The organism is Hymenobacter daeguensis (assembly GCF_054780555.1).
In genome coordinates, this window is the sequence record NZ_BAAGWC010000001.1 from 74,645 (window position 1) to 94,824 (window position 20,180).

17 protein-coding genes are annotated in these 20,180 nt (G+C 59.5%); 10 read left to right on the forward strand and 7 right to left on the reverse strand.

What is annotated here, in order from left to right:
• Positions 1 to 92 precede the first annotated feature (92 nt).
• The 3 genes from ACYVHT_RS00325 (at position 93) to ACYVHT_RS00335 (ending at position 3,135) form a co-directional block, all read left to right on the forward strand.
• Positions 93 to 860 carry a TPM domain-containing protein gene (locus ACYVHT_RS00325; protein WP_460546766.1) on the forward strand — a complete coding sequence of 256 codons (768 nt, stop codon included), beginning with the start codon at positions 93 to 95 and terminating at the stop codon, positions 858 to 860.
• 142 nt (positions 861 to 1,002) lie between these two features.
• Positions 1,003 to 1,938, forward strand: a complete 936-nt coding sequence (locus tag ACYVHT_RS00330) for a Rossmann-fold NAD(P)-binding domain-containing protein (protein ID WP_460546768.1) — start codon at positions 1,003 to 1,005, stop codon at positions 1,936 to 1,938.
• A 123-nt stretch (positions 1,939 to 2,061) separates the two neighbouring features.
• Positions 2,062 to 3,135 carry a mechanosensitive ion channel family protein gene (locus ACYVHT_RS00335; RefSeq protein ID WP_460546769.1) on the forward strand — a complete coding sequence of 358 codons (1,074 nt, stop codon included), beginning with the start codon at positions 2,062 to 2,064 and terminating at the stop codon, positions 3,133 to 3,135.
• A 6-nt stretch (positions 3,136 to 3,141) separates the two neighbouring features.
• Here the strand turns inward: ACYVHT_RS00335 and ACYVHT_RS00340 are convergent, their stop codons facing one another.
• On the reverse strand, positions 3,142 to 5,778 hold the full coding sequence (locus tag ACYVHT_RS00340; RefSeq protein ID WP_460546771.1) for a glucosidase family protein: 2,637 nt from the start codon (positions 5,776 to 5,778) through the stop codon (positions 3,142 to 3,144).
• A 573-nt stretch (positions 5,779 to 6,351) separates the two neighbouring features.
• On the opposite strand from ACYVHT_RS00340, the gene ACYVHT_RS00345 reads away from it, so the two are divergent.
• Positions 6,352 to 7,104 (forward strand): hypothetical protein, encoded by a 753-nt coding sequence (locus ACYVHT_RS00345; protein WP_460546773.1) that lies wholly within the window; start codon positions 6,352 to 6,354, stop codon positions 7,102 to 7,104.
• Between the two features lie 72 nt (positions 7,105 to 7,176).
• Here the strand turns inward: ACYVHT_RS00345 and ACYVHT_RS00350 are convergent, their stop codons facing one another.
• The 4 genes from ACYVHT_RS00350 to hutU form a co-directional block, all read right to left on the reverse strand.
• Positions 7,177 to 7,650, reverse strand: coding sequence for a hypothetical protein (locus ACYVHT_RS00350; protein ID WP_460546776.1), 474 nt, complete (start codon positions 7,648 to 7,650; stop codon positions 7,177 to 7,179).
• Positions 7,650 to 8,489 (reverse strand): DUF4747 family protein, encoded by an 840-nt coding sequence (locus ACYVHT_RS00355; protein WP_460546778.1) that lies wholly within the window; start codon positions 8,487 to 8,489, stop codon positions 7,650 to 7,652. Before ACYVHT_RS00355 ends, ACYVHT_RS00350 begins: the two co-directional genes overlap by 1 nt.
• Before the next feature lie 239 nt (positions 8,490 to 8,728).
• Complete coding sequence (locus ACYVHT_RS00360; protein ID WP_460546780.1) at positions 8,729 to 9,454, reverse strand: NADPH-dependent F420 reductase; 726 nt, start codon at positions 9,452 to 9,454, stop codon at positions 8,729 to 8,731.
• Between the two features lie 202 nt (positions 9,455 to 9,656).
• Entirely contained in the window at positions 9,657 to 11,423 is a 1,767-nt protein-coding gene (gene hutU, locus ACYVHT_RS00365) for a urocanate hydratase (RefSeq protein WP_460546781.1), read from the reverse strand.
• 156 nt (positions 11,424 to 11,579) lie between these two features.
• Between hutU and ACYVHT_RS00370 the strand changes: the two genes are divergently transcribed.
• Entirely contained in the window at positions 11,580 to 11,852 is a 273-nt protein-coding gene (locus ACYVHT_RS00370) for a hypothetical protein (RefSeq protein WP_460546783.1), read from the forward strand.
• A gap of 148 nt (positions 11,853 to 12,000) precedes the next feature.
• Here ACYVHT_RS00370 and ACYVHT_RS00375 read toward each other — a convergent pair whose 3' ends face one another.
• Entirely contained in the window at positions 12,001 to 12,807 is an 807-nt protein-coding gene (locus ACYVHT_RS00375; protein WP_460546785.1) for a DUF4097 family beta strand repeat-containing protein, read from the reverse strand.
• 199 nt (positions 12,808 to 13,006) lie between these two features.
• Between ACYVHT_RS00375 and ACYVHT_RS00380 the strand changes: the two genes are divergently transcribed.
• Positions 13,007 to 14,032: an MBL fold metallo-hydrolase gene (locus ACYVHT_RS00380; protein ID WP_460546787.1), complete on the forward strand. Its 1,026-nt coding sequence runs from the start codon at positions 13,007 to 13,009 to the stop codon at positions 14,030 to 14,032.
• Between the two features lie 100 nt (positions 14,033 to 14,132).
• Here ACYVHT_RS00380 and ACYVHT_RS00385 read toward each other — a convergent pair whose 3' ends face one another.
• Complete coding sequence (locus ACYVHT_RS00385) at positions 14,133 to 15,122, reverse strand: hypothetical protein (protein WP_460546789.1); 990 nt, start codon at positions 15,120 to 15,122, stop codon at positions 14,133 to 14,135.
• Between the two features lie 353 nt (positions 15,123 to 15,475).
• On the opposite strand from ACYVHT_RS00385, the gene ACYVHT_RS00390 reads away from it, so the two are divergent.
• The 4 genes from ACYVHT_RS00390 (at position 15,476) to ACYVHT_RS00405 (ending at position 20,002) form a co-directional block, all read left to right on the forward strand.
• Complete coding sequence (locus ACYVHT_RS00390) at positions 15,476 to 15,976, forward strand: hypothetical protein (protein WP_460546791.1); 501 nt, start codon at positions 15,476 to 15,478, stop codon at positions 15,974 to 15,976.
• A gap of 131 nt (positions 15,977 to 16,107) precedes the next feature.
• Positions 16,108 to 16,842 carry a YebC/PmpR family DNA-binding transcriptional regulator gene (locus tag ACYVHT_RS00395; RefSeq protein WP_460546792.1) on the forward strand — a complete coding sequence of 245 codons (735 nt, stop codon included), beginning with the start codon at positions 16,108 to 16,110 and terminating at the stop codon, positions 16,840 to 16,842.
• 126 nt (positions 16,843 to 16,968) lie between these two features.
• Positions 16,969 to 18,063, forward strand: coding sequence for an acyltransferase family protein (locus ACYVHT_RS00400; RefSeq protein WP_460546794.1), 1,095 nt, complete (start codon positions 16,969 to 16,971; stop codon positions 18,061 to 18,063).
• Positions 18,064 to 18,253: 190 nt separating this feature from the next.
• Positions 18,254 to 20,002: a hypothetical protein gene (locus tag ACYVHT_RS00405; RefSeq protein WP_460546796.1), complete on the forward strand. Its 1,749-nt coding sequence runs from the start codon at positions 18,254 to 18,256 to the stop codon at positions 20,000 to 20,002.
• Positions 20,003 to 20,180: the final 178 nt, after the last annotated feature.

A 20,180-nucleotide genomic window follows, 5' to 3' on the forward strand; every position in this document is an offset into this window, starting at 1 on the left:
CGCGGCATCGCCGCCGCGCACCGTTTGCGGCCGAACGCGCTGGTGGAGGGGCGCGTATGCGGGGAAACGTTTTCTTCAAAACCAGCACTCGTATGCAGAGGCTTTCGTGGTGGCTGCTCAGCTTTTTACTGGCAATGGCGGCACTGGCGCACGCCGCCGTGCCGCCCGCCGCCCTGCCCCCGCGCCCCCGCCCGGCCCGGTTTGTCAACGACCTGGCGGGTGTGCTTGCGGCCGGACAGCGCATGGCGCTGGAGCAAAAGCTGCAAGCCTACAATGACTCAACCACGACCCAGATTGCCGTGGTGCTGCTCAAGAGCGTGGCCCCGTACGAGGTGGCCGATTTTGCCCAGCAGCTGGGCGAGGCCTGGGGCGTGGGCCAGAAAAGCCGCAACAACGGCATCGTCATCCTGGCGGCGGTGGACCAGCGGCGGGTGGCCATCCAGACGGGCTACGGCCTGGAAGCCCGGGTGCCCGACTACGTCACGGCCCTCATTATTCAGCAGCAGTTTCAACCCAACTTCAAGCAAGGGCGCTACTACGAAGGGCTCGACCAGGGCATCGACGTGATTATTCACCGGGCGGCGGGCGAGTTTTCGCCGCTGGCGCCTCACCCGCTTTCGTGGTCGGAGCAGCCGTGGTGGGTGTGGGTGCTGCTGCCGTTCATGGGGCTGGTAGCACTGCTGCTTATCTACGTGGTGTACAACGCTTTTTTTGTGAAAGGCGACAGCCGCCGCCTGGGGGCGCGTTCGACGTTCAGCAGCTCGTCAAGCAGCAGCAGCAGCAGCTCGTCGTCGGGCAGCAGCTCCAGCAGCTTTGGAGGCGGCAGTTTTGGCGGTGGGGGCAGCAGCGGCAGCTGGTGAAACGGGCTGTCATTCGGCCCGGCTGCTGATGCCGGCAGTAGGGCGGGGCGCTTAATCGGGCGAACTGCCGTATAGCCCTGGCGGCCGGGCTGCTTTCGCCCCCAGGCTGCTTCACTCATCATCTCACCCCAAATTCCTGCCCATGTCGGCCCCGCTCCCCACTCTTTCATCCACCTCTTCTCCTGCTGCCGCCGCGCCCGTGGTGCTGGCCGGTGCCACCGGCGCGCTGGGCCTGCTCATTGCGCACCACCTGCGGCGGCGCGGGGCCGCCGTGCGCGCCCTAGTGCGCCCCGAAAGCAGCGCGGGCGCCGAAGCCGACTCCCTGCGCCTGCAGGGCGTGGAAGTGCTGCCCGTGGACTACCGCGACGCGGCCGCCCTCGCCCGGGCCTGCGCCGGCGCGAGGTGCGTGGTATCGGCACTCTCGGGCCTGCGCGACACCATCGTGGACACCCAGACGCGCCTGCTCGATGCGGCTGTGGCGGCCGGCGTGCCGCGCTTTATTCCTTCCGATTTCTCGGCCGATTTCACGAAGCTGCCGGAGGGCGCCAACCGCAATTTCGACCTGCGCCGGGCGTTTCAGCAGCGGCTCGACCAGGCCCCCATTCAGGCCACGTCCATCCTCAACGGCATGTTTATGGACTTGCTCAAGGGGCAGGCGCCGGTGGTGCTGCCAGGCCCGCGCCGGGTGGTGTACTGGGGCGATGCCGACCAGCCGCTGGACTTCACCACCATGGTGGACACGGCCAATTACACGGCCGCTGCCGCCCTCGACCCCACCACGCCCCGCTACCTGCGCGTGGCCGGCCAGGTAGCCAGCATCCGGCAGCTGCGCGACGAGGCCAGCGCGGCGACGGGCAAGGCCTTCAGGCTGTTCCGGGTGGGCAGCTTGGGCTTGCTGGCCACGATGATTAACGTGACGCGCACGCTGGCACCGGCCAAAAACGAACTATTTCCGCCCTGGCAGGGCATGCAGTACCTGCACAACATGCTCAGCGGCCAGGCCAAGCTGAGCGAGCCGCTGGACAATGCCCGGTATCCGGACATCCGGTGGACGCCGGTGCGGGAAGTATTGCGGTAGCCGCCCCGGGGTTCCAGGAAAGGCAGTCGTGGCATGGCTGACCGCCTTCCCTGGTTCATCTGTGCCTGATTCCAACCTTTCAGCCCCGCACCGGGTACAAACTACTCCCCCGGCGCGGCCCTTATGACTGAACGACTCACGCACTTCCTCACGCATTTTCCCGATATTTTCACTGGTTTGGCCGTGCTGCTGGGCGGCATCGCGGCCGGTCTGGTGGTTCGGTTCATCCTTTTTGGCGGGCTGCGGGCCTACGCCCGGCGCGAAGACTCCACGCTGGCCCGCTCCATTGTGCGGCACCTGCGCATGGCCAGCGTGTGGTTTCTGCCGGTGCTGGCCATTTCGCTGCTGCTGCCGCTGGTGCCGCTGCCGCCCAAGCCGTTTGAGGTGCTGCGCCGCTTCGTCGAGTTCGTGCTGATTCTCAGCTTTGCCTGGGGGCTCATCAAAACGCTGGACATTCTGCAGGACCTGGTGCAGCTGCGCTACCACGTTGGCACTTCCGACAACCTGCGGGCCCGCAAGCTGCTCACGCAGCTGCAGTTTCTGAAGAAGCTGGCGGCTTCGCTCATCGGCTTTGTGGCCGTGGGGCTGGTGCTCATGAGCTTCGAAACGGTGCGGCGCCTGGGCACGGGCCTGCTCACCTCGGCCGGCATTGCCAGCGTGATTGTGGGCTTTGCCGCGCAGCGCTCCATCAGCAACCTGCTGGCGGGGTTTCAGATTGCCTTCACCCAGCCCATTCGCATCGACGACGTGCTGGTGGTGGAGGGCGAATGGGGCCGCGTGGAGGAAATCACCTTCACCTACGTGGTGCTCAGCATCTGGGACGAGCGCCGGCTGGTGCTGCCGCTCAACTACTTCATCGAGAAGCCCTTTCAGAACTGGACGCGCACCAGCGCCCGCCTCACCGGCGCGGTCTTTCTCCAAACCGACTACACCGTGCCCATCGAAGCCCTGCGCACCGAGCTGCGCCGCCTGCTGGAAGCCAGCCCGCTCTGGGACCAGCGCGTGTGCGTGCTCCAGGTCACCGACTCGAAGGAGCGCACCCTGGAGCTGCGGGCGCTGGTGAGCGCCGCCAACGCGAGTGCGCTGTGGGACCTGCGCTGCGCCGTGCGCGAGGGGCTGGTGGCGTATTTGCAGCGCGAGTTTCCGGGGGGCCTGCCGCGCACCCGGGCCGAGGTGGCAGTAGCGCGGACTTTGTAGCCCGCGCTACTTCGCGTTTGCCTTCTCCAGCAACCGCACCACCAGGCCCGTCCAGCCGGTTTGGTGGCTGGCCCCGAGGCCGTGGCCGTCGTCGCCGTGGAAGTATTCATGAAAGAGCAGGTGGTCGCGGAAATGCGGGTCGGTTTGCTGCTTTTCGTGCGAGCCGAAGGCGGGGCGGCGGCCGTTTTCATCTTTCAGAAACAGGCGGGCCAGGCGCCCGGACAGCGCATCGGCCACCTGCGCCAGGGTGTGCTGCCGGCCCGAGCCGGTGGGATATTCCACCGTGAAAGAGTCGCCGTAGTAGGTATGAAACCGTTGCAGCGACTCGATAATCAGGTAATTGACCGGAAACCAGACGGGGCCGCGCCAGTTGCTGTTGCCCCCGAACATGTCGGACACGGCCTCGCCGGCCACGTAGGTCACGTCGAAGCTGTCTTCATCGACGTGGTACTCGTAGGGATGGTCGAGGTGGTAGCGCGAGAGCGAGCGGATGCCGTAGTCGGAGAGGAATTCGGTTTCGTCCAGCATGCGGGCGAGCACGCTGCGCAGGCGGCTGCGGCGCATGAGGCCCATGAGGTGGCGGGCAGCCTGGCCGGGGTCCTGCCAGCGGCTCACCAGGTCGGCCAGGCGGGGGCGGCGCTGAATGAGGGCCAGGGCCATTCGCTCAAACTCGGGCACGGTTTGCAGCAGCTCGTCGTCAATCACCTCCACCGCAAACAAGGGAATGAGCCCCACCATGGAGCGGATGCGCAGGCGCGTGCGCGAGTCGTCGGGCGCGTGCAGCACGTCGTAGTAAAACTGGTCCTCGTCGTCCCAGAGGTTGAACTGGCCGCCGCCGCCGCGCGTCATGGCATCGGCAATGTAGAGGAAATGCTCGAAGAACTTCACGGCCATTTCCTGGTAGTTGGGGTTGGTTTTGGCCAGCTCCAGGGCCATCCGCATCAGGTTGAGGGCAAACATGGCCATCCAGCTGGTGCCGTCGCTCTGCTCAATTTTGCCGCCCGTGGGCAGCGGCGAGGAGCGGTCGAACACCCCAATGTTGTCCATGCCCAGGAAGCCGCCCTCGAAGATGTTGCGCTCGTCGCGGTCCTTGCGGTTCACCCACCAGGTGAAGGTCATCACCAGCTTCTGAAACACGGCTTCGAGGAAGGCGGTGTCGGGGGCGCCGTGCAGCTTGCGGTCCATCTGGTACACGCGCCAGGTGGCCCAGGCGTGCACGGGCGCGTTCACGTCCTCAAACTTCCACTCGTAGGCGGGCATCTGCCCGTTGGGGTGCAGGTAGCCGTCCTGGCACAGCAGGCGGAGCTGCTGCTTGGCAAAGTCACTGTCGACCATGGCCAGCGGCAGGCAGTGAAAGGCCAAATCCCAGGCCGCGTACCAGGGGTACTCCCACTTGTCGGGCATCGAAATAATGTCGGCGTTGTGCAGGTGCCGCCAGGTCGAGTTGCGGCCGTCGAGGCGCTCGGGCGGCGGCGCGGGGCGGCCGGGGTCGCCGTCGAGCCACTGGCTCACGTCATAGTAGTAATACTGCTTGCTCCAGAGCATGCCCGCAAACGCCTGGCGCTGCACGCTGCGGGCGTCGGCATCGGTCAGGCCTTCCTGAATGCACTCGTAATACTCGTCGGCCTCGAAGCGGCGGGCGGCAAAGAGCTGGTCAAAATCGGCAAACGGCTCGGCGTGCACGGGCTGGCTGAGGCGCAGGCGCACGGTTCGGGCCTCGCCGGCGGGGATGGTGAGCGGGTAGCGGGCGGCGGCCTTGGTGCCGCGCCGGGCGGGGTTCACGGCCGTCTTCTGGCCGTTCACGATGTACTCGTTGATGCCGTCTTTGTAGTACAGGCCGGCCTTGTTTTTCCGCTTGCGCTTCTTGCCAAACAGCACGGGGCTGGTTTCGTTGTCGCAAAAGAGCAGCTCGGCGGGCTGGTCGCAGTAGAGGCGGTATTCGCCCAGGTCGCGGTGCACGGCTTCAATGAACTGGTTGTCGGTGCCGCGCAATTCGGGCCGGTGGTCGTCGTAGCCCAGCGTCCAGGTGTTGCGAAACCAGAGCTGGGGCAGCACCTGCACCTCGGCCGTTTCGGGGCCCCGGTTGTGCAGGGTAACCTGCACCAGAATGTCGTCGGGGCCGGCTTTGGCGTATTCGATAACGACATCGAAGTAGCGGTTTTCATCGAAAATACCGGTATCGAGCAGCTCGTACTCGGGCTCCTGGCGGGAGCGGGCGGCGTTTTCGGTCCGCAGCTCGTCGTAAGGAAAAGCCTGCTGCGGGTACTTGTACAGCATCCGCATGTAGGAGTGCGTGGGCGTGCTGTCGAGGTAGTAGTAATGCTCCTTCACGTCCTCGCCGTGGTTGCCCTCGGGGTTGGTGAGGCCGAAGAGGCGCTCCTTGAGCTGGTTGTCGGCCCCGTTCCAGAGGCCCAGGGCGAAGCACAGCAGCTGCTTATTGTCGCTGATGCCGCCGAGGCCTTCCTCGCCCCAGCGGTAGGCGTAGGCGCGGGCCATGTCGTGGCTAATGTAGTTCCAGGCGTCGCCGTGGGCGCTGTAGTCTTCGCGCACCGTGCCCCACTGGCGCTCGGTGAGGTAGGGGCCGAATTTCTTCCAGGCGGTGGCGCGGGTGCGGGCTTCGGTCAGTCGTATTTGCTCTTGCATAGCTCAGGGAGGGGCCGGCGCACGGGGGCAGCGGCAGGCATTAAAGCAGGCTTACGCAAGGATTGGGACCGATGGCTGAGGTAGCACGGACTTTGCCGTTTGCCTTTCCGGGAACGTTTGCTGGGCAGCGCGGGGGGCCGCGTCCGGGCTACGGCTTCAGCCGCTTCACCACACGGCAACCACGCAAAACATGGCAAACGGGCGTAACACGGCAAATACGCGCCGCACGGCAAACAGCTGTGACACGGCAAACACGCGCTACACGGCAAACACGAAATACAGGGCACTTGCAGCGGTTTGCGGGCCGCATGAGCGGGTTTGCGGGCCACTTGCGGCGGTTTGCAGGCCGCATGAGCGGGTTTGCGGGGCACTTGCGGCGGTTTGCGGGGTGCATGAGCGGGTTTGCATGCCGCGTGAACGGGTTTGCGGGGTACTTGCGGGCACTTGCAGGGCGTGACAGCGGGTTTGCACGGCAAAAACGGAGGGTAGCGGGGGCTGGACTTTCAGCACGCACCTTCCTACATTTGAAGCGGTTGCGCCACAGTGGCGCCGCTGCAAAACTTCAGTGGAATAATGCCAACAACTACCGCAGAAACAGCCCGCCTGTTTCGGTGCCGGCTCGAAGAGCTGGGCCCGCTCAACGACATGGTGCTCGCCATGTTTACCGCCAACCAGGCCGATTTCGGCAAGGCCTCGCCCGATTACCTCGACAAGGACTACCTCAAGGACTGGAACGCCCGCACGGAAGCCTTTGCCACGCTGGTGCCCACGGGCGTGCGCCGGGCCTCCGACAAGGAGGTGACTAAAACGATGGCGCAGGTGGCGAAAAGCCTGCGCGACCCGCTCAACTTCCTGGACCTGCGCCTGACCCGGGCGGCCAAAAAGGGCGGCCTGACGGCCAGCGTGGCCGATTTTGGGCTGGGCAAGGTGCGCACCGAAATCACGACCCGCGACATGGAAGGCCTTGACAGCGCCCTGGGCCACTTGCTGCAGCTGGTGCAGCAGCCGGCCAACCTAGCGGCCCTCACCGCCCAGGGCCACACGCCCGCCGACACGCAGGCCTTGACGGATGCCCGCCAGCAGCTCAGCGCCTTCAACACCGCCCAGAACACGAACCAGAACGCGGCCCTGGAACTCACCGACGAGAACGTGAAGGCCGGCAACGCCCTCTGGGAGTACATCATGGACGTGCTGGGCACGGGCGCGCTGATGTACAAGGAAACCCAGCCCAAGAAAGCCAAAACGTTCTCGATGACGACGCTGCTCAAGCGGATTCGGAAGGAGCACGGCGGCGGCGGGGGGACGCCAGCGCCGGGGAAATTGTAATTTGATTCCGACTACAAAAAAACGGCCCCGCTGCGGATGCAGCGGGGCCGTTTTTTTGTAGTCGGAATCAATCTATTTACTTTTTAAGAACTTCATTCTATACATAGAATATGATATTGCATCTTTAGCAGAGTTATAAGAACAAAACACACCGTAAAAAAACAATGACAGAAATGATGATACAAATAACTTACCCTGCTCTTTTATTCCTATATTATTCAAATACGAAGTAGCAACTGAAGCAGCAATAGAAAATACCAGTCCAATAAATAATACCTTGAGAGTATACTTATAAAGACCTATTATAGCCGAATAACTCCCATCCTTTTCTAAAAAAGCCACAAATTCATCACTCGAAGAAGACAAAATAATTGCTAATGCGGCAAAATAGACAGAAAACAGAATAGACAGAACAGATACCCCGGTATTATAGCAAACAACTGCAAAATCCTGACTTACACAATCTGGAAGAAGGTAATACGACAGCATTAGCACAAGTATTGCACCAGCTAAATCCCAGCTTAATATAATTGATTTAAATGTCATTACTTGTCTTTTATACGATTAATAATTTTCTGTAAAAACGGCAATACATACTCCACTAAAACAGACGGCTCAAGCTTATCGTCGTCTAGCTTGAAAGTTTCAGGATTATCCGCAGTTGAATATCGAACACTTTCGCCTTCTTGATTCAACCCCGCAGCTGATGCGATTCCATATCCGTCCTCAGCCATTGCAATAGATTGCTCAATTTGAGCATCGGTTTCCAATGACTGACCTTGTGGCTTTGCTTCATATATCTGAACATACTTCCCTGCATGCAGGTTCTGTATTCTTTCGTCAATATTTCTCCAAACACGCGAAGAACTTGGATTTGATGGATGAAGGTTTATTCGAATCTCTCTTATCCGAATCATAGATTTTAATCTATCAAGAAGATTGCCTCTATCTTCTATAGATTCTATGGTAGCTTGCACAAAGAAATTATCATTTGCTTTTTCAAAAAGCTCCGAAAATCTATTTGCAAAGGATTGCTGGGTAAACTTCCTATTGGGAGCATGATAAGCAATTAGCCCAGTCTGGCTGTCCAACACAAACCTAGCCATAGCTATTATTTCATTTGTTACATCAACTTCATTTACTTCACCATTTCCTTCATCAACTACCGAATGAGGTTCACTTTCACTATATTTAATGAGGTAACCAACAAAGAGAAGCCTATCACCACTCTTTACTTCATCTATTTTGGAAAATTTATATTTAAATTGCAAGTGTTCAGTAGCAATACTAGTAGATAAACTATTTCTTATAATAACTTCTTTTTGCTCATACGAATCGTAATTGGCTAATAGATTGAATCTACCCAAGCAGAAAACCTTGTCCATACTATTGATTTATTGTTTTTATTTATCAATTCAAGTAACCGCTATTACATCTGATATGCAAAGCGTAACCTGATTTTGATAGTTGTAAAATTTTCGATACTAAGCTACCAAAGTTTCTCTAAGCAGCAACTAAGGAGTTGGGAAAAGCGGTAGGACGAAACGCCCAAATCTAAAACCGGGGCACAAAAAAACGTCAGGCCGGGCGGCCTGACGTTTTCTGTTTGGCGGTTGCCGGCGGGCTACTTCAGCTTCACGCCCTGGTCGGCCATGGCCTGCTCGGTTTTGGCGTGGTTGGCCTTGTACTCGGCGTGCTGGGCCTCGGTGCGCTTCGAGCCGAGGCTGGCGAAGTGTTCGCGCAGCTTGTCGGCGGGCAGGTCGGCGCCGTAGGACGGGGTGCCGGGCTGCTGGCGCCACGACTCGTGCAGGGTGCCGTCGTCCACGGCGTCGAAGCCGAGCTCTTCCACCAGGGCCATTACTTTCTGCTTGGCGGCGGCATCGTCGCCGGCCACGGGCAGGGCGATGCGGCCGGGCGTACCGGCGGCCACGCCTTTGTTCTGCAGGTGGTCGGCGTAGATGTTGTTGAACACCTTCACCACCGGGCGGCCCAGGTGCTGCTGCACCCACTCGCTTTCGGTGAGGTCGCCGGTTTCCAGCTCCGCGATTTTGCCGTCGCGCAGCAGCGGGTAGTAGTTGCTGGTGTCGATGACGGGCACGTCGGCGGGCACACCCGCGAACAGGTCTTTGGGCAGGTCGGGAATGTTTTTCAGCGGGATGGTGACCACGATGAGGTCGGCGCCTTTGGCCGCTTCCTCGGCGGTGACGGGGGTAGCGCCGGTTTTCTGGGCCACGTCGCCCAGCGTTTCGGGGCCGCGCGAGTTGGCGATTTTGACCGAGTGGCCGAGGCTGACGAGCCGCGTGGCCAGGGCGCTGCCGATGTGGCCGGCGCCGATGATTCCAATGTTCATGAGGTGAAAGATTAAGCGTGTTGTGCGGTGCGAATTGCTGCCGCAGGTAGCTTAACAGTTTCGGGGGGCGTTTGCTTTTTTTGGGGTGAAGTAGCTCAAGGGGACGTAGCCGTTGAAGCCGATTGCAAAGACGAAAAGCCCTGTCATCCTTCGCTGCGCTCAGGATGACAGGGCTTTCCTCTGTCGCTAATCTGCCCGGCTCCTATCGCAGGCCCGGAATTCTGGCGCCGCGCTCGCGGGCCACGTCCTGGGCCAGCTCGTAGCCGGCGTCGGCGTGGCGGAAAATGCCCATGCCGGGGTCGGTGGTGAGCACGCGGCGCAGGCGCTCGGCTTTTTCGGGGGTGCCGGTGGCCACTATCACCATGCCGGAATGGGTGCTGTTGCCGATGCCCACGCCGCCGCCGTTGTGCAGGCTCACCCAGTCGGCGCCGCTGGCGCAGTTGGCCAGGGCGTTGAGCAGGGGCCAGTCGGCCACGGCGTCGGAGCCGTCCTTCATGCCTTCGGTTTCGCGGTTGGGCGAGGCCACCGAGCCGCAGTCGAGGTGGTCGCGGCCGATGACGATGGGGGCCGACACCTCGCCCCGCGCCACCAGGTCGTTGATGACGAGGCCGAACTTCTCGCGCTCGCCGTAGCCCAGCCAGCACACGCGGGCCGGCAGGCCAATGAAGGGAACTTTGGCCTGGGCCTTTTCAATCCAGCGGGCCAGCAGCTTGTTGTCGGGAAAGGTTTCGAGCAGGGCGCGGTCGATGCGCAGAATGTCCTGCGGGTCGCCGCTGAGGGCCGCCCAGCGGAATGGCCCCTTGCCCTCGCAAAACAGCGGGCGAATGTAGCCGGGCACGAAGCCGGGGTATAGGAACTGGCCGGCGTCGTCGCGCACATTTAGGCCGCCTTTTTCGGCCTGGCCGCGCAGGTTGTTGCCGTAGTCCACGGCAATGGTGCCGCGCCGCTGCATCTCCAGAATGGCCTCGACGTGCCTCACAATGGCGGCCAGGGCCTGGCGCCTGAACTCCTCGGGGTTGGCTTCGCGCAGGGCCAGCACTTCGGTGATGTCGCCTTCGGGAATGTAGTCCATCAGGTCGTGAGCCGAGGTCTGGTCGGTCACGATTTCGGCCTGGAAACCCAGCTCCAGCAGGCGCGGCAGCACGGTGGCCGCGTTGCCGGTGAGGCCGACGGACCAGCCTTTGCCATCGGCCTTGGCGCGCTCGCACAGCTCCAGGGCGTGGCCCAGGTCGCGGGCCTGCTCATCCACGTAGCCTTCGCGCACCTTCTGCTTCACCCGCTCGTCGATGGGCTCGATGACGAGGCACACGCCGTCGTTCATGGTCACGGCCAGGGGCTGGGCGCCGCTCATGCCGCCCAGGCCGGCCGTCACGGTGATGGTGCCGCGCAGGCTGCCCTCGAAATGCTTGTCGGCCATGGCGGCAAACGTCTCATAGGTGCCCTGCAGGATGCCCTGGGTGGCAATGTAAATCCAGGAGCCGGCCGTCATCTGGCCGTACATCATCAGGCCCATTTTGTCGAGCTCGTCGAAGTACTCCTGGGTGCTCCAGGCGGGCACAATATTGGAGTTGGCGATGAGCACGCGGGGGGCGTGGGGCCAGGTTTTGAGCACGCCCACGGCCTTGCCGCTCTGCACCAGCATGGTTTCGTCGGCCTCCAGCTCCTTCAGGGTCTTCACAATGGTTTGATACTCCTTCCAGTTGCGGGCGGCGCGGCCGGCACCGCCGTACACAATCAGCTCATCGTACACCAGGCTCACGGCGGGGTCCAGGTTGTTTTCCAGCATCCGCAGGGCGGCTTCGGCTTCCCAGGTTTTGCAGCGCAGCTCGGTGCCGTGCTTGGCCTTCACGGTTTCTTCGGGCTTGAACTCGTAGAACATCGGGCGCTTGCCGTCGTGCTTTTGAGAAGCAGTGGAGAGGGAGGTGGCTTCGAGGTTGAGCTCGGCGGTCTGGTCGGTGGTGGGCGTCATGAGGGGGATGTTTGGGTGGTGCGGCGAAGATAGGAAAATGTAACACGATGTAGGGGCGGGGCTTGCCCCCGCCCGGACGTATGCGCCGCACCAACAAAACCGTACCACCGATTGTCGTTCAACAACGGGCGGGGGCAAGCCCCGCCCCTACTCCCTATGAGCACCGACTACAAACCCATCGACTGCAACTTCTACGACGAGTTGGAAGCCGCCGCCACCCAGCGCCGCCGCGTGGCCCTGCAATACTTCAACGACCTGCGCCAGCTCTGCCTGGAATCGGGCGTGATTGACACGCTGTTCATCCGCGACAAAGTGGAGTACATGCGCCTGAAATCGGGCGAGGAAATCCGGCTCGACCACCTCATTCGCCTCGACGACAAGCCGGCGCCGGGGTATGCCGACTACCCGGATTTCAGCTGCGGCTGCTGAAGTAAGCAGCCAAAAAAGAACGTCATGCCGCGCGGAGCCGAGGCATCTCGCACGTGGTAGTAACGCAATCGTTGAACGAAAGAATTACCATTGCACGCGAGATGCCCCGGCTCCGCCCGGCAGGACGTTTTGAGTTTGCAGCTTTGCCCTAGTCGCGCTCCTGGCTCAGGTCGATGCCGCCGTTGGTGGTCACGGCCTTCACCGTAGCGCCGCCCTGGCCCAGGCTGGCCGTCACTTCCTTGTGGAACAGGCCCGATTTGGTGACCGGCAGGCCCGTGCGGATGCCGCCGTGGCTGGTGCTGGTGTAAAGCCGGGCCGAGTACGTGCGGGGCAGCTTCCAGTGAATGCCGCCGTTGGTAGTGGCCACATCGAGGCCCTTGCCCTCCCATTTGCTGCCCGTGAGGGTGATGTTGATGCCGCCGTTGGTGGTTTCGCCCTTCACTTGCCCGCCCAGGTTGGCGAGGCTGATGCCGCCGTTGGTGGTTTCGAAGGTGATGGCGGCGTTGAGGTTGTCGAGGCTGATGCCGCCGTTCACGGTGTTGAGGACCAGGGCCGTGGTGCGGGGCACGAAGATTTCATAGCTCACGCTCCAGTTCTTTTCGTTACCGGGCTCGGCGGCCCGCAGGGTGTTGTTGGCAGTACCGATGGTGATGCGCTTGGCGCGGGCGGCGGCTTCCGCCTCGGTGTCGGACCAGGTCTGAATTTTGGCCCGGATGCGGACGTTGGGGCCGTCCCAGCCGTGCACGGTGATGCCGCCGTTGGGGTCGGCGTTCACGGTGAGGGGCTGGCCGGCGGGGGCGGCCATGGTCAGGTCGCGGGTTTCGCAGAAACCCTTCAGGGGCTTGTTGTGGCCCCAGCTTCCGTTGTCACAAGTCATTTTGAATGGGGGCTCGGTTTGGGCGAAAGCCGAAAGCGTGGCGCAGCCCAGCACGAGTGCAGAAATCAGGGTTTTCATGGGGTTTGGGAATGACGGTTAGGAATTGATAAAGAGCTGCTGCCATACCCGGCCGGGCCATTGCCCACGGCGAGAGGTGGAATGGGTACCCGCCTTTGGCCGATTCGTTACGGCACGGCCCCAACTTTTTTCGAACACCTGCCCGCCTTTTTCCCGTATTCCCTGCAATCGCATTCCCCACCCCCATTCCTCCTGCCCTATGGATACCGTAGCCGCTGGCGTTACCCAGCTTCGCATTCAGCGTTTTGTCAATGTTTATTTCGTCGAAACCGGCACGCCCGGCGAGTGGGTGCTGGTTGATACCGGCGTGCCCGGTAGCAAGAAAACCATCCTCGAAGCTGCCGACAAGCTGTTCTACCCGGGCTCCCACCCCGAGGCCATCATCCTCACCCACGGCCACCTCGACCACGTCGGCTCGGCCAAGGAGCTGGCCGACCACTGGAACGTGCCCGTCATCGTGCACCCGCTGGAGCTGCCCTACGTGACCGGCAAGGCCAAGTACCCGCCGCGCGACCCCACCGTGGGCGGCTCGCTGGCCTTCCTCACCCGCTTCTTCCCCACTGATTTACCCAACCTCGAAGACCGGGTGCAGGCGCTGGATGCGGACGATTCCTCCACGCCCTTCCTCATGGCCTGGCGCTGGTTTCACACGCCCGGCCACGCGCCCGGCCAGCTGTCCTTCTTCCGCGAAGCCGACCGCGTGCTTATTGGCGGCGATGCCTTCGCCACCTGCAACCACGACTCCATTCCGGATATTCTGCTGGGCCTGCCCAAAATCAGCCGCTGCGGCACCCCCTTTAATTACGACTGGGAAGCCGCCCGCAAGTCGGTGCAAACCCTGGCCGATTTGGCGCCCAAAGCCATTGGCTGCGGCCACGGCCCGGTCATCACCGGCCCGGGAGCGGCCGCCGGCCTGCGCGAGCTAGCCGATAATTACCCCATTCCCACCCACGGCCGCTACGTGGCCGAGCCCGCCCGCACCGATGCCAGTGGCGTGGAATTCCTGCCGCCCGCGCCCAAAGACACCCTGCCCCTCAAGGCCGCCATCATCGGCGGCAGCCTGCTGGCGGCGGGGGCAGCCTGGCTGCTCAGCGGCGGGCGCCGCAAGGGCAAAAAAGAATCGAAAGCCTACCGGAAAGCCGTAAAAGCCGCGGCCAAAAAGTCGAAGGGCTACAAGTCGCCCACGCCTCCGCCACCGCTGTACCGGGGCGGCGTGGGCAGCTAGGCCAACGGGTAGCGTGCTACCGCGCCTATGCGAAAAGGGCTGCGAATGCATCGCATTCGCAGCCCTTTTTATGCTTCTGTAAAACAACAGAAAGCCAATACTATAGCCGTTTATAGGCTACGCTGTTGAAATAAAACCGCCGGACCTGCCCGGTTTTATCGTCTTTTTCGATGGGGTAGGCCACGCCGCGTGAAGTGCGGCCCGCTGCGTCCGTCAGCGTAAGCGTCCAGCCCGAAAGCGCCCAGCGGCCGGCCGTTTCGCCCGAGCTGCCAATGCGCGAGTTGCTGTCGCTGGTGTTGGTGCTGAACGACGAGGCGCTGCCGCCACTATAAGTGCCGTCGGCCCGGAAAGTAAGGCTGCTCACCGCAGCCGCAGAGCCGCTGCTGCTGCTCACCGAATTGCCGCCCTCGAAGGCCCCCACCAATTGCCGGGCGTTGGCGAATGGCCCCATGCCCACAAAAATGCCCATGTCCCAGTTGAAGGCGTTACCGGAAGGGTCTTCGAGCGTCGATTTGGAGGTTTGCCCGTCGGCCCACTTCACGTTCAGGCTCCCCCCGGCCACGCTGTAGCTGCCGCGGTTGTGGGGAGACAGCGCAGCCAGGCTAGCCGGGTTGAAATCAACGGGGTTGACGAACACCGAGCCGCCTGGGGTGAAGTAATAGGTGGCTTTTTCGAGGGAGTGAAACGCAATAATGTAGCGCGTCATAAAAAACAGCCCCACGGGTTTGCCGCCCACCACTTTGCCGGCAATGGGCGCGACGGCAGCCCCCGCTGGCATCGGGCGGGGCGCCGCAGCCGCACCGGGCGCGGCGCTGGCTTTTGCAGCCGGCGCTTTTTCACCCAAAGCCTTTTTGCCCGCCAATGCCGCCACCATGCCGTCGGAATCGTCGACGCTGGTGTACGCTTCGTAGGCCTGCTGGTAAGCCGCTGCCGCGCCGGCTTTGTCGCCGGCGGCCTGTAGTTTTTGGGCTTTTTGCATGTGCACCGCGCCGGGCGGGCCGCTATACGCAGGTTGGGCAGCGGCAGCACCCGCCAATAGAACCAGCACGACAGCGCTGCTGGCGATAATACGAGAAATTAGATGACGCATGGCGTTCAGGTAAAAAATGGTGAAAATTCGTGCAAGCAGTCAGGCTCCCCCACTTCCTGGGCGGCTACTCGTCAGGGAGGCATTTCAGCCCGCTTACCTCCGTGCACGGGAGCGCCGGGCCCGGCAGTTTGGCGCGGCAGCCGGGGCCCCGGCTGGCGGTTCCACCCCCTGCACGGAAGACTGCTGAAGGGCAACGTTTTCATGAGGTATAGTTATAGATATTTTTCTGCTTTCAAAAGCGTAGCTGGGCATTGTCTTTGCCAAAGCCCGGATTTTGGCCATCTTTCATCGTGTATCTGCCGCCGGGCCTACCTTCGGGGCCGGCTTGCCAAGTGTTTTCATTTCCATCTGCTGTGACTGCTTCTTCCTGTTCGCTGCGCCTGCTGGCTTTGGGCAGCCTGCTACTGACGGGCCTGCTGCCCGCGAAGGCCCAGGCCCCTCGTCCGCTGCCCAGCTTCTTTGGCACCTATACCTACACGGCCTACACCGTGCACGACACCACCAGCGCCGACCCACCCACCGTGGTGCAGGGCGTGGGCGGCACCCTCACCCTGAACGCAGCCGGCACCTACGCCAAGCGCCTCAGCATTGCGGGCCACAGCGGCCCGATGCTGTTTCGGCAGGACGGCACGTTCACCCTGACCGGCGACAGCATCCGCTTCGCTTTTCGCGACCAGAAAGGCCCCGATGTGCAGCGCGGCACCTTCCGCTTCAACCCCGCCACCCGGCACCTCACCATCACCATTCTGGGCTACCCGGCCGGCAACCGGGGCGTGTACGAGCTGGTGGCCACCGGGCCATCCAAACCGGCCAGCCACTCAGTTCCGAAAACCGGCAAAAAGCGCCGCCGCTAGGCCGGCGCATTGCTTAGCCGTTGCCCCCTCCGTCCCTTCTGGCTAACTTGCGGCCCGTTTCGGAAATTCTGCTTTCAGCCGGTCTTTCCGAAGGGGTTCACTGCTCACTGTTAACTGTAAACTGACTCCCTATGGGACGCGCATTCGAATTTCGCAAAGGCCGCAAAATGAAGCGGTGGGATAAAATGTCGAAAGACTTCACCCGCATCGGCAAGGAAATCGTGATGGCCGTGAAGGAAAACGGCCCCAACCCCGACACCAACGCCCGCCTGCGCGCCGCCATGCAAAACGCCAAAGGCGTGAACATGCCCAAAGACCGGGTGGAAGCCGCCGTGAAGCGCGCCAGCAGCAAGGAAGAAAAAGACTACGCCGAAGTGGTGTACGAAGGCTACCTGCCCCACGGCGTGGCCGTCGTCATCGAAACCGCCACCGACAACCCCACCCGCACCGTGAGCAACGTGCGCCTCATCTTCAACCGCAACGAGGGCACGCTGGGCACCGCCGGCTCGTCTGATTACACCTTCACCCGCAAGGGCGTCTTCAAGCTGGCCGCAGAAGGCCTCGACCGCGACGAGCTGGAGCTGGAGCTCATCGACTTCGGGGCCGAAGACGTGTACGAAACCAGCGAGGAAGACGAGCACGGCGCCGAGCACAAGTTCATTGTAGTCGAAACCGCCTTCACCGACTTCGGCCAGATGCAGAAAGCCCTCGAAGCCCAGGGCCGCCACGTGGTGAGCGTCAACCTCCAGCGCGTGCCCAACACCACCGTCACCCTCACCGACGAGCAGGCCGAGGAAATCATGACCATCATCGAGAAGTTCGAAGACGACGAGGACGTGCAGGCCGTGTACCACACCCTGGGCTAAGCCCCTGCCTATCTGATAGCAAAGGAACGTCATGCTGAGCGGAGCCGAAGCATCTCTACCGCAATAGGTAAATGGATTACTTGCGCGGTAGAGATGCTTCGGCTGCGCTCAGCATGACGTTCTGTTTTGACTCCTTCCAGCACCGCCTCACCCTCTGCCCCGCCCCTCGCCTACCGCCCCGGCCTCAACGGCATCCGGGCTATTTGCGTCTGGCTGGTTATTCTGGCGCATTGGGTCCGCCCGCCGTTTCCCATTGGCGAGATGGGCCGCATCCCGTTTTTCGTCCTCAGCGGCTACCTCATTTCCGGCATCATCTGGAAGAAAAAGGTATATCCCGGCGCACCCGGCGCGTGGCGGCAGCGACTTGGCACCTTCTATAAGCGGCGCATGCTGCGCATTCTGCCGCCCTATTACCTGGCTTTATTTCTGGGGGCGCTGCTGCCCCTGGCGACGCTGCGCGAATACCCCGCCTGGTTCCTGCTCCCGGTTTCCAACCTGCTTTTCTACCGCCTCCACCACTGGGGCGAGGGCGTGGGCCACTACTGGACCATGGCAGTCGATGAGCAGTTTTACCTGCTCTGGCCCCTGTTGCTGGCCGTAGTGGGCCGCCGCACCGGCTGGCTGCTGGCCGTAGCAGTGGGCAGCCTTGTGTTCCGCACCGTCTGGACCGTCTGCGTCGAGCCCGATTTCGTGTTCGTACTCCTGCCCTCCTGCCTCGATATGTTTGCCCTCGGGGCCATCCTCAGCCTCATCGAGCATCAGCCCTGGGTGCAGCGTTTGGCGCGCGGCCGTTGGGTGCTGCTGGCCTGGGCCGGCTGGTCGGCGCTGTGGGCCGCCCTGCACCTGAGCGGCGCGCACGCGGTCTGGCTGCTGGTTTCCACCAGCGCCGGCAGCTTGGCCTCCGCCTTCACATTGAATTGGGCCATTCAGCAGCCCCAGGGCCGCTTGGTCGGCAGTGCCCGCGTGCTGATTTCACCAGTGCTGCAATGGGTGGGGGTGCGCAGCTACGGCTGCTACCTCTACCATCTGCTGCTCGTGGTGTTCTATCAGCGGGCCATATTCCATCTGTTTCCCGCTGCCGAAACCCGCCAGCTCTGGCTCAGCCCCTGGCTCACGGTGCTGGTGCTCACGCCCGTATTGTTGTTGCTGGCCGCCTCCTCCTGGCGCTGGCTGGAGGCTCCGCTGAACCAATGGAAAAACCGATTAGCATACAGTAAGTAGAACCTGCCCTCTGCTAACCGAACCTACTTTTTTATACCTTGTACTGCGTAAACCCAACCAACGGTAGCATGCTTGCCGCAATTAGTAATTCACCAGTTGCGGCAACCCAAATGTTGGCGGCAATTATACAGACCATCCTCGTCATAAGAACTTTCAATATTATTCACTTTAACTGACAAAAGAACAAGCCATGGACATCAATTTATCCCAAGCACTTGAAAACTTTATAGGCTTCTTTGAAAACGGAATGTTTATAGTTCCGCCTGACTCAAACAGACTTGGCAACTATTCACCCAATTTCATAGCTTTAAACAATCAACGAGACGAACTCGGTATTATTGGTCAAATTCAAGAAGACAATATAACAATTGATACTGGCGATTCTGCCCATAAGACAGGGATTATTGCCTTCTGTAATAGTAGAGAAGACCAAGCATTGTTACACAATTTTGAAAGGAATGGCATCATGGTTAGACACCCCTCTCATGTCCCCTGGAATAATTGGAAGAATTGTAGTCGAGACCAACTATTGGCATATGTTTCAGGATGTTGGCGTTCAAATCAAAATAATATTGTTAGCCGACTTTTAGACAAACATTACGAAAGGACAATCGCAGGCATTCCAACATGTCAAAACACAGAGGCTGACTATGAAGGAACAACTAAAAGTCCTGCTATTGGAGACCCACTAGCACCGCATGACATAATGTTTCTGCGTGTTTGTAGTGGCATTGACAATGCTCATTTAGATTTGCTTGGTCAATTTGCGTTGCAAGTCGCTATTGAAGTTACACCTAAAAGCTTCGAAGATGAATACACTCAACTACTGCTTGAAGCAATTGTATGTGGAAGACTAGACTTGTTTGTTCAGGTGCATACAGAATACAAGAAAAACCTTAGATATTATTGGACACGTAGAAAACAATCAGAAATTGCGGAATCACTAATTCATATTATTGAATTGGAATTGCCAAGATATGAGGGACAGTTTCCAATTCCACTTTTAATCCCAACCAATTTATTGAATGAAATTTATAAACTTGATTTAATAAACGAGATTTTAAGTATCGACCCGATAAGGAAAATCGAATTAGCTAACAGGTTTTTGCAAGCTGCCTTCAAAGATACTCAACAATATGCTCTATATCTTTACAAGCTTAATATCGCCTTATTAAACATAGCAGGAAAAGCGTTAACATGGGTAGGTGATGGTATTGCCGATGTAATAAATTTTATAGGAGAAGGAATATCTTTTGCTGTAAATGTTCTTCTTGACGGACTGACACAAAGAGGTCAAGACCTTAATAAACTTTTCCAGCAATTTGCCGACCAAATCGTCAATCGTTTGTCAGTAAAAATGAAAGAAATTATTGACGAGGCATTTTACAACGACAACATGCTTGAACTAAAAGTAAAGACTACTGCATTAGAGCAAACTTATCGACAGTACTTAATTGTCAAAGAAGAACACAAGTTAGAATATGCGGAAAATGTATCCAATGAGATTAATGCCTTAGCTATTAGTTTAGGGCTATCTGCTTTAGGTATTTTTAGCATACAAAAACTTATACAAATTGCCATTTTCAATGAAAGAGCCAAGTCCAACCCAAAGTATAAAGAAACTATCCCTCAATTAATCGCTGAAGCTGAAAACCATATCAACGGTTTATATGAACGAGCCAAAAATGATATTAAAAATGGCTTCACATATACCTCACACTTATTAAGTAAACCAAAAGACCCTGCCGAGCTTCAAGCCAACCGATATAAAATCTATTATGACGGCATTCTTCTCAACGAAATAGAATTGCCGGTTGAAAAGGTTAACGGAAAAATGTTTGAAAATCATTATCAATCTTTAATAGCGGATAGACAAAAACAGCTTAAAAATGAAGTCTTTAATACAGCTTTTGAAATTATTACGACACTCAAACAATAACTGCCACCGACAAGGTATTGCCAAAAGCGGGGCGGAACGGCTTCGATTGGGCATTTGTGCAAGGTTCAATATTCGTTCTTCGATTGAACTTTTGTGCTAAAAATCCCCGCCTTCGGCAATGCCCAAACCGTTAGCCGTTGAAACAGAGAAGCCCCGCTACTGAAGTTTAGTAGCGGGG